Annotated in this window: 8 protein-coding genes; all 8 read left to right on the forward strand. The window is 45.4% G+C overall.

The annotated features are described in order from the left end of the window. Nucleotides 1-210: 210 nt before the first annotated feature. Nucleotides 211-1,002, forward strand: coding sequence for an SH3 domain-containing C40 family peptidase (locus U9Q77_08010; GenBank protein MEA3287305.1), 792 nt, complete (start codon nt 211-213; stop codon nt 1,000-1,002). A 17-nt stretch (nt 1,003-1,019) separates the two neighbouring features. Continuing rightward, nucleotides 1,020-2,045 carry a tryptophan--tRNA ligase gene (gene trpS, locus U9Q77_08015; GenBank protein ID MEA3287306.1) on the forward strand — a complete coding sequence of 342 codons (1,026 nt, stop codon included), beginning with the start codon at nt 1,020-1,022 and terminating at the stop codon, nt 2,043-2,045. Next, on the forward strand, nt 2,042-2,773 hold the full coding sequence (locus tag U9Q77_08020) for a segregation/condensation protein A (protein MEA3287307.1): 732 nt from the start codon (nt 2,042-2,044) through the stop codon (nt 2,771-2,773). The genes trpS and U9Q77_08020 overlap by 4 nt, the downstream gene beginning before the upstream one ends. Further along, on the forward strand, nt 2,763-3,317 hold the full coding sequence (gene scpB / locus U9Q77_08025) for an SMC-Scp complex subunit ScpB (protein ID MEA3287308.1): 555 nt from the start codon (nt 2,763-2,765) through the stop codon (nt 3,315-3,317). Before U9Q77_08020 ends, scpB begins: the two co-directional genes overlap by 11 nt. 53 nt (nt 3,318-3,370) lie before the next feature. After that, nucleotides 3,371-4,117, forward strand: coding sequence for a pseudouridine synthase (locus U9Q77_08030; protein ID MEA3287309.1), 747 nt, complete (start codon nt 3,371-3,373; stop codon nt 4,115-4,117). Then, nucleotides 4,101-5,810: a short-chain dehydrogenase gene (locus U9Q77_08035; protein ID MEA3287310.1), complete on the forward strand. Its 1,710-nt coding sequence runs from the start codon at nt 4,101-4,103 to the stop codon at nt 5,808-5,810. Before U9Q77_08030 ends, U9Q77_08035 begins: the two co-directional genes overlap by 17 nt. 176 nt (nt 5,811-5,986) lie before the next feature. Beyond that, entirely contained in the window at nt 5,987-9,169 is a 3,183-nt protein-coding gene (gene cmk / locus U9Q77_08040; GenBank protein ID MEA3287311.1) for a (d)CMP kinase, read from the forward strand. Nucleotides 9,170-9,514: 345 nt separating this feature from the next. Beyond that, a partial coding sequence (locus U9Q77_08045; protein MEA3287312.1) for a CdaR family protein occupies nt 9,515-10,179 on the forward strand: 665 nt, incomplete at its 3' end.

Below are 10,179 nucleotides of genomic sequence, written 5' to 3' on the forward strand. Positions count from 1 at the left end.
CCATAATCACACAGCTGGAAAAAAAGGACAATGGTTTTGAAATGATCCTCTGACATGGCGACTATTTACTGCAAAGCCCGATAGAGGGCAAACAAATTCTCTTAAAGAATTAATAGGCCCGCCTTGAAGTTCAATTGGCATAAATGGTCTGTGCAAACCTTGTTTCACCTGTTTCACCGATTAAATTCCGCATCGCAAAGGAGGGATATATTGACAGCCAAATTATTAACTAATGTCAGTATTGCTTTTGTATATAAAAAAGCAACATATGGATCAGAGACTATTTCCCAAACTCATTTAGCAGAGACGCTTGAGATTCTTGAGGAACAGGATGATTGGGTTCGGGTTCGCCAGGAAGATCAGTATGAGGGTTGGGTATCCCGTTCGTTCCTGGTTGAAAAGCCTGACCACTGGACGGATCATGAAACCTATTATCCGGCCGATCAATTAAATTGGATCTATCAGAGCCCGGATCGAAATTCTACAACGGTTCGCGACATGACCATACTGTCTGGCCTACCCGTTTTGAAAAGGCAGCCTGGCTGGATTCAAGTCCTGCTTCCTGATGGTCAATCCGGTTGGATGGAAAATCATCCCCGCCAGCTGGTGAATTCAGTAGATATCGAGCAACTGATTCAGACTGCCTTTGGTTTCCTGGGGATCCAATATTTTTGGGGTGGACGCTCTCCCAAAGGTTTTGATTGTTCAGGCTTTACTCAAACTTGCTTTGCCCTTAACGGACTCCAATTGCCGCGGGACGCCTATTTACAAGCCGAAAAGGGTACCCTGATAGAAGGAGATTACAAATCCTGGCAAGTAGGTGATCTGCTTTTCTTCTCAGAAAGACCAGGTCATATCACTCACGTTGCGATTTCACTGGGAGATGGAGATTTTATCCACGCATCAGGTTTTGTAAAACTGAACAGTCTTAACCCGCAGCACCAGGAACTTTTTATTAAAAGATATGCCGGAATCTTTACCAAGGCTACCCGCATCCTTTAGCATTAGAAACCATTATTATGAACGAAGCACAAAAAGTAAAAAAACCAATTCTACTTTCAGGTATTCAACCCTCCGGCCAACTTGCCCTGGGGAATTATGTGGGTGCCATGCGTAACTGGGTAAACCTGCAACAGGACTATCTCGGGATATTTATTGTTGTGGATATGCATGCTATTACGGTCAGGCAGAAACCGGCTGATCTACGTAACCGCTGTCTCTCTTTTGCTGCTCAGTATCTGGCAGCCGGGATCGATCCTGAAGAGAATGTCATTTTCATACAGTCCCATGTTCCCCAACATGCTGAGCTTGCCTGGGTGCTGAATTGTTATACCTATATGGGTGAGCTGAACCGTATGACCCAGTTTAAGGATAAGTCTCAGCGACATCAGGATAATATTAATGCCGGTCTATACACTTATCCCGCTCTGATGGCAGCTGATATACTGTTGTACCAATCGGATCTGGTGCCAGTCGGGGCAGATCAGAAGCAGCATCTGGAACTCACTCGAGATATTGCCAATCGGTTTAATAATACATACAGCCCGACATTTAAGGTTCCTGAACCTTTCATCCCCAAGGCAGGTGCCCGTATCATGAGTCTCCAGGAACCGGCTAAAAAGATGTCAAAATCTGACAGCAATGAAAATAATTTTATCGCTTTGCTCGATCCACCGGATGTTCTCAGGCGTAAGATCAAACGAGCCGTTACTGATTCCGCCAGGGAGATCACGCCGGAGTCGGTCAATAACCCGGGCATCGGGAATTTGTTGACCATCTATTCAATACTGAATGACGTAAGCATTGAAGCCGTTGCCAGTCAATTCAGCGGTCAACAGTACAGGGTCTTCAAGGGAGAGTTAGCTGATTCATTGGTGGGCTTTCTGGAGCCTTTTCAACAACGCTACAATAAGATCGTGGCTGAAAAGGGCTATTTAACCGGCATCCTGGATGAAGGTGCTAATCGGGCTCGCTATATGGCCACCAGGACATTAAGTAAGGTCTATCGCAAGCTGGGGTTTGTGGCACCCGGACGCGCTAAATGATCCTTCGGTCACATCGTATTGATCTGGAAATGTTTGAAGGTCCCCTGGATCTGCTGCTATTCCTCATCAAACGTGACGAATTGAATATTTATGATATCCCCATTGCCCAGATCACCAGAGATTTTCTTGACTATGTAAAGCTGGCGAAAGAGCTTAAGCTGCATTCTGCCGGCGACTTTGTACTGATGGCTGCTACGCTTATGAAGATCAAAGCACGCATGTTACTACCCATAGAGGCTGATGGTGATGAAGAGATCGAAGATCCACGTTCTGAGCTGATGAATATGCTCCTTGAGTATAAACGTTATAAGGAAGCTGCCAGTGCGTTGGAGGGTATTGAACGCAATGAACGGCCACACTATTATCATATTCCGTCTGCCTGGGATCCGCAACAGGAAGATCAAACTGCTATTCTTGAAGATGTGAAGTTATACGATATTATGTTAACCTTTCAATATCTGCTCAAGAATTACGAAGAGCCGGTCACTCATTCAGTTGCTGTTGAAGAAGTAACAATGGCCGAGCAGATTGGCTTTGTTGATGGCTTGCTTCGGGCAAATACGAACCTTAGTTTTTCAAATATGCTGAATAAGTTTGAATCACGACTGATTATTGTTGTAACCTTTCTGGCTATCCTGGAGATGCTGCGCAGCCGACAGATCAAGGTGAAGCAAACAGCATTATTTGATGATCTACTTCTATCACGAGGTGCAAAATTTGGAAATTAATGAGTTAAAACAGATCGTTGAAGCTCTGCTGATCGCAACACCTGATCCTTTAACTGAAGCCCGTTTTAGGGCTTGTCTGGGGGAGAACGCGGTGGAAGTACAGCTCCAGGAGATCATCGATGTGCTACAAAGTGAATATTCGGCTTCTGATCGGGCCTTTTTTATCAAGGAAGTAGCTGGCGGCTTTCAATTGGTTACCAAAGCTGAGTTTGAGTACTATATCAAAGGACTCTTCTCCAAGGCCGGTAAACTCCGCCTATCCCAAGCTGCCCTGGAAACCCTGGCAATTGTGAGTTATCGACAACCCGTTACCCGGAATGATATTGAAGCCATTCGAGGTGTCAGTTCGGACTCATCACTAAGAACCCTTTTAGATCGGAAATTGTTAGAGATCAGAGGTCGTGAAGATGGTCAGGGTCGAGCACTGCTCTATCGAACCAGTACTGAGTTTCTGCAGTATTTTGGATTGAAGACTGTCAGGGATCTGCCCAAACTTCGCGAAGTTGAAGATATTCTCAGCGAAGATCCAGGCGAACTGGTTTAAAAAGATGTGCTGGTGAGATGTAGCATTGACACATCTCTACGAATATGATGACAATGACAGATAATCCCTCAGAGCTTATTCGTTTTAATCGCTTTCTGGCTATGGCTGGACTGGGGTCTCGACGGGTTTGCGATGAACTTATCCAGAAAAACTTAATTACCGTGAATGGTCAGGTGGAGCAAAACCCGGCCGTTCGGATCGATCCAGACCGGGATGAAGTAGTGTTCCAGGGAAAGACTATTCGATTAGAACCCCGCTATCATTATTACTTGCTCAATAAACCAGCCGGCGTGATCACCACCACCAACGATCCTTTTGGTCGAAGGACTATAATAGATCTTTTACCGGATCGGGAACGAGTCTATCCGGTGGGTCGCCTGGATTATGATACAACCGGGGCAATTCTGGTGATCAATGATGGTGAACTGGCCTACCGCTTGACCCATCCCAAGTTTCAAATCCCCAAAACCTATACAGTACGCGTGTTGGGACAGGTCAGTCAGGCTGATCTGGCGCGCTTGCCTCTTGGCATAAATATTGAAGCTAAGACCCCAGCAATTGCCGAGGTTCTAAATCACAGTTATTCTGATCGGTTTACCGATGTAAGACTGGTATTGAGAGAAGGACGCAAACGCGAGATCAAAAGAATTTTTATGGCTCTTGGACACAAGGTGATCAAACTACACCGAGAGCAATTTGCATTTTTAAGAGTGGATGACCTTGCCGCGGGAAAGTTCCGGGAATTGTCAAGCTCAGAGATCACAAAATTGAAGGAATTAGCGCATGGATATCAAGGGTAAACGAGTCATGATATTTGGTGGTTGGGGCCTGGTTGGCTCTGCCATTGCAAAGCAGTTATTGGAAGAGCAACCTTCAGAGATTGTCGTTACTTCACTGCGCGAACATGAAGCGAATGAGATACGAGTCATTCTGGAAGAGCATCCCTTGAATCATGGCACGAAAATTTTTGCAGTGCATGGTGATCTTTTTGTGCGGGATGAGCTATCCGGTATACCCAAGGCTGATATCTATTCAAATCCAGAGCAGGTTGACCTGTTGATCCATGATATCTATGACGATCTTGGAAGTGATGTCGTTCAGAGTTCTCAATTATTTCAGGTTATGGATACTTACAAACCACAGATCCTCATTGATTGCATCAATACTGCCACAGTGTTTGCCTATCAGAATGTCTATCAGATCGTGGCAGAACTTCGGGCTGAGATCAATCAGATCCGCAAGGGGAAGGACTCCAGCGATGACCTGATCGAAACCGTAGAAAAGATCATCTCCACCCTCTATATCCCGCAACTCATTCGTCACGTTCAGATCTTGATCGAGAGTATGCGACAGGCTGAGACCATCCTGTATTTAAAAGTGGGCACCAGTGGAACAGGTGGCATGGGCTTTAATATTCCCTACACTCATTCAGAGGACAAACCCTCCAAAATGCTCATGAGTAAATCTTCCCTGGCAGGCGCTCAAACCATGTTGCTCTGGCTGTTGGGGCGTACTCCCAATGCTCCTGTGATTAAGGAGATCAAACCCACAGCAGCTATTGCCTGGAAAAAGATTGGTTATGGGAAAGTAGTACGGCGTGGTAGTCACATTCCGCTGTATGATGCCTTGCCAGGTGTGAACACGCTTCTTGGTGTTGAGTTGGTCAAAGCACCGGAGGAAACCTGGGAGCGGCTTGGGAATGAGTATCTGGAGTCGGTGTATATTGATGCCGGAGAAAATGGGTATTTCTCAGCAGGTGAGTTCTCGGTTTTAACTGGTGAAGGACAGATGGAGTTTGTGACCCCTGAGGAAATAGCCGACCTGACTTTGTTGGAGCTCAAGGGAGGTAACACAGGTAATGATATTATTTCCAGTCTGGATGGGTCGGTTCTGGCACCATCATACCGTGCCGGTGTAATTCGCAAGGATGCCCTGGAAAAGATGAAAGCCCTGGAAGAAGAAACCGGTAAAGACAGCGTTGCTTTCGAATTATTGGGACCGCCCAGATTAACCAAATTGTTATACGAGGTTTATCTTCTAAAACGTCTTAAGGGTACTATCAAAGCTGTTATAGAAGCAGATCCGGTAGAATTGGCTGCCCAGATGGAGCGTGAGATACAGGAAAATCAGGAGCTGCGGGCAACCATTCTCTCAGTCGGAACCCCCATTCTGCTCGTAGATGGAAAAACCTTTCTCCGCGGACCTGATATGTCAGTACCAAATTTCGAAGGGCGTACAGTTCTTGACATAAATGCTGAAAATATTAATAAATGGACCAGCGATGGTTGGCTGGATTTGCGCGTGGCCAATATGGAAAAATGGCAACAGCGCCTGGTGGATCTTCACGCGGATATGGAAAAAGAGACCAAGCAGGATTACAGCTCATATTATTTCAGAAATAGACGTTTTCTGGGTGGTACCCGGAGAATGGATATTGGTCTGATCGTCAATTGGATCCTGGAATACGAAGACATGGGTTACCGTATTAAATAACGATTTAGTCGAGGCAGGTCAGTGATCTGCCTCGACAATTTTCACTCCATTATTCTACATAAAATTCAATTATTTAGGTCCGCTCTTCGGGGTTGTGTTGGCCTATGCCGTCAGCTATATTGCGCCGCTTTGGAAGGGCTAGATAACATATTGTCAATAATTACGGTATTTGAAATATGATCATTGCTATTGATGGTCCTGCCGCTTCCGGGAAAAGCTCAACTGCTCATGGAGTAGCTGAACGTCTGGGATTTCGGCACATCGATACAGGTGCCATGTACCGGGCGATCACTCTAAAGATAATCAATGAAAAAGGTGATCTCGCTCAAACTGATAAGCTGCAAGATATATTGGACACACTAGATCTTAGAGTCGAATTTACAGGCAATTCGCAGGATCTTTTCCTTGATGGAGAATTGCTGGGAGATCAGATTCGTTCCCCTGAAGTTACCGAGTTGGTGGCAGATGTCAGCGCGCTGGCGTGTGTCAGGCAACGTTTGTTGGGACTTCAGCATGATGTGGCAGAAGCTCACGATGTTGTTCTTGAAGGTCGTGATATTGGGACAGTGGTTTTTCCTGATGCCGAGATCAAGATTTATATGATTGCCGATATCATGGTTCGCGCCCAACGTCGGCAGAAGGACTTTCATCAGCAGGGAGTTGAAAAATCACTTGAGGAGCTTAGCGCAGAAATTCTGGCCAGAGATGAGCACAATGCCCAACGTGAACTCGCTCCCATGAAAGCGGCTGAAGATGCAATTACACTCGATACCACCGAATTAAGTATCGAAGATCAAATAGAATTTATTGTCTCCAAGGTGGAGACAGCGAAGTCAAACGGAGGAAACTTAATGACCAAGAAACAAGACATGGATGCTAAAGTCGAAGCAAGTGAAGAAACACCTGTTGAAACGACTGGTGAAGCGATTGAGGTATCTGCTGAATCCCAAGACGCCGTCGAGATGACGCCCGCCGAGGAAACGATAGACACTGCTAGTGAAGCCCCTGCTGAAGCAGCAAAGGTTGAAGAAGCAGTAGGTGAAGCGCCTGGAATTGAAGCCCCTGCTGAAGAAACAAAGGTTGAAGAAGCAGTAGGTGAAGAGCCTGTAGTTGAAGCCCTCGCTGAAGCAGCAAAGGTTGAAGAAGCAGTAGGTGAAGAGCCTGTAGTTGAAGCTCCTGCTGAAGAAACAAAGGTTGAAGAAACAGTAGGTGAAGAGCCTGTAGTTGAAGCCCCTGCTGAAGCAGCAAAGCTTGAAGAAACAGTTGCAGAAGAACCTGTCGCTGAAACTCCTGTCGAAGACGAAAAATCTGCCCCTGAAGCTAAGGACATGTCCCAGGGTAAACGGGCATTGATGAACGATCTTTTTGCCAGTATTAAAGTCTTGAAGAAAGATGAATTACCGGAAGAGCAGGAAGTCTTAAGCAAAGAATCGGTTGCCTACCAGGATCTTCTGGATCACGCAGTTATCGATCTGGATCAGCAGTCATTGGTTCAGGGTCGTATCATATCTGTAGGTGATCGCGAGATCATGGTTGACTTTGGATTCAAATCCGAAGGAGTTGTGGCTCGTCATGAATTTGATGAGGATGAAATACCACAAGTTGGTGATTCAATAGAGCTATTCCTGGAACGCATCGAGGACAAGGTTGGGCAGGCTGTTTTGTCCAAACGTAAAGCTGAATTCATGCGCGTTTGGGATAATGTTAAACAAAAATATGCCGATGGTGAAACTGTTGAGGGAACTATCTCTCGCCGGATCAAAGGTGGCATGGTTGTCAATATCCTGGGAGTTGATGCCTTCTTGCCTGGTTCTCAGCTGGACGTGCGACCCATCAGGGATTTTGACGCGTATGTTGGAAAATCTTTCGAATTCAAGATCGTTAAGGTCAATGAGTTTCGTAAAAATATAGTTGTCTCCCGTAAAGAATTGCTCGAAGAGAGTCTCAAAGAACAGCGTAGTAAGTTGCTTGAAGAGATTGAGGTCGGACAAATTCTAGAAGGCCGGATCAAGAATATCACAGATTTTGGTGTTTTTGTGGATCTGGGTGGCATCGATGGTCTGCTACATATTACTGACCTCTCATGGGGTCGCGTAAATCATCCTTCTGAAGTAGTTGGACTGGATGAAGATATTATAGTAAAAGTCATTGATTATGATACAGCCAAACAACGGGTTTCTCTGGGTTTAAAACAGCTGAAACCGCATCCATGGGAAAGTGTTGTTGAGAAGTACCCAGAAGGGACTGTTGTAAAAGGCAAGGTAGTCAGTCTGGCTAACTACGGTGCTTTTATTGAACTCACTGCTGGTGTAGAGGGTCTCGTTCATATCTCAGAGATATCCTGGACTCAACACATCAAACATCCTTCTGATGTCTTTACCGTTGGTGATGAGATCGATGCTGCTGTTCTGTCTGTTGACGCTGAAAACCATAAGATCTCTCTTGGTGTTAAGCAATTGCAGCCCGATCCCTGGACCACAATAGAAGAAAAATACCTGGTTGGATCCGTCCACGAAGGGACTGTTCGCAACCTGGCTCAGTTTGGTGCATTTATCGAACTTGAAGAAGGCATTGATGGTCTTGTGCATATCTCAGATCTGTCCTGGACCAGCAAGGTTCGTCATCCAAAAGAGATCGTTAATCGTGGTGATAAGATCGATGTTAAGATTCTTGATATTTCTCAGAGTGAACGGAAAATATCGCTTGGGATCAAGCAAGCCCAAGAAAACCCCTGGCCTGAGCTGAAAAACCGCTTTGCCATTAACTCGGTTCAAAAAGGTACGGTCATCAAATTGCTTGAAAAGGGTGTCATCCTTGGTTTTGCTGATACTGATGTAGAAGGAATTATTCTACTTGGTAGTTTCCGCAAAAATGAACGCAAGGATATCCTGGATAAGTTCGAAGTTGATGCTGAAGTTGAAGTAAAGGTCGTTGAAGTTGATGCAACTGAGAAAAAAGTTGTGGTCAGCCATGAAGCGGCTATCAAGGATAAAGAACGGGCAGAGATTGATGAGTTCATCCGCGGTCAGGATGATGTTAGCGATAAGCTCCAGATCCCGGACTCTATCGTCAACCAGATCCGCGAGGCAGAGGAAGCAGCTGAAGTAAAGACTGTAAAAAAACCTGCCAAGAAAGCGGCTGCTCCTAAAAAGAAAAAACCGGCAGCGGCAAAAGCAGCACCCAAGTCTAAAAAGGATGCTGAAAGTGAAGAAGCTCCTGAAGCCGAGGCAGTTGCAGAAGTTAAAGAAGCTCCTGAAGCCGAAGCAGTTGCTGAAGGTAAAGAAACCCCTGAAGCCGAGGCACCTGTTGAAGTCGAAGAGGCTCCAGAGGCAGCTGGTGAAGAAGAAGAGCAAAAATAAACGCTCTTTAGATCACCTCCAGCAGGGTCGCTTCACTTATGCGATCTGAATAATATGGCGATGCACCAATTCTATTTGGTGCATCGCTTTTTTATCCCCCCAAACCACTCGCTGGTCCTGGTAATCCAAAGCGGATGGGGTTGCAATCCATCTACACAGTTGCTATAATGGATAAATTCCAACCCTTCATCCCTTAATTCGGGAGATCGCCGTGATCATTACACTCTCTCGCGAAGACGCGACGTGCGTGGCTTGAAAATCAATTGGTATTAGACAACTCTAAACACTTCTCTCAATCGCCTTCGTTCCGTTTCCTAATTCACGATTACTAATTATATTGACCAGATGTTAAAGAAGCTTTTTACGCGTGATATTCAGATCAAACTAGGTTCCTTGTTCCTGGCTATTTTATTGTGGTTCTTTGTGGCGACGGATATTGAATATTATTTTGATATTGAGATCCCACTGCGTATCAAAGGTCTATCCGATGAAAAAGCCTTCAATAATGAGATCCCCGAACTGGTCACTGCCAAATTTCGAGGAAAGGGGCATACGTTGCTCTGGGCTAATATGACCATGCCTCTGTCCGAAACAGGTCTGGTTTTAGATCTTGTGAAAACGAAGAATACCCAGGTTTATTACCTTAACGATTATTTTACTGAACACCCCGATCAATTTATTCTGCCTCGAGACTATTCACTGGATCTGATCCACATTGTTGAGCCGGAATCAGTCTGGGTTAGTGTCGAATCCATGACCAGTAAGGAATTGAATGTGAAGGTGCAGGCCAATATTGCGCCTGCTTTGGGCTATATGCTGGTAGGGGATATTACAGTTGACCCAACCAAAGTCATGGTGCATGGACCGGGTTCATTATTAAAAGAGATGACCAGCATCACCGTTCCGCTTGTTGTATTACAGGATGTTGATGCTGATGTTTCACTATCTTTACCACTCTCACTTGAACCAAAACAGTTATTTGGTCTGGACGTAGAAATGGTCACGGTAAG

This window comes from Candidatus Neomarinimicrobiota bacterium (assembly GCA_034716895.1).
GTDB lineage: Bacteria > Fidelibacterota > UBA8477 > UBA8477 > JABMPR01 > JABMPR01.

Coding starts and splice junctions, on each gene's coding strand:
- trpS (MEA3287306.1), top strand. CDS start 1,020: ATGAACGAAGCACAAAAAGTAAAAAAACCAATTCTACTTTCAGGTATT.
- U9Q77_08020 (MEA3287307.1), top strand. CDS start 2,042: ATGATCCTTCGGTCACATCGTATTGATCTGGAAATGTTTGAAGGTCCC.
- U9Q77_08030 (MEA3287309.1), top strand. CDS start 3,371: ATGACAGATAATCCCTCAGAGCTTATTCGTTTTAATCGCTTTCTGGCT.
- U9Q77_08035 (MEA3287310.1), top strand. CDS start 4,101: ATGGATATCAAGGGTAAACGAGTCATGATATTTGGTGGTTGGGGCCTG.
- cmk (MEA3287311.1), top strand. CDS start 5,987: ATGATCATTGCTATTGATGGTCCTGCCGCTTCCGGGAAAAGCTCAACT.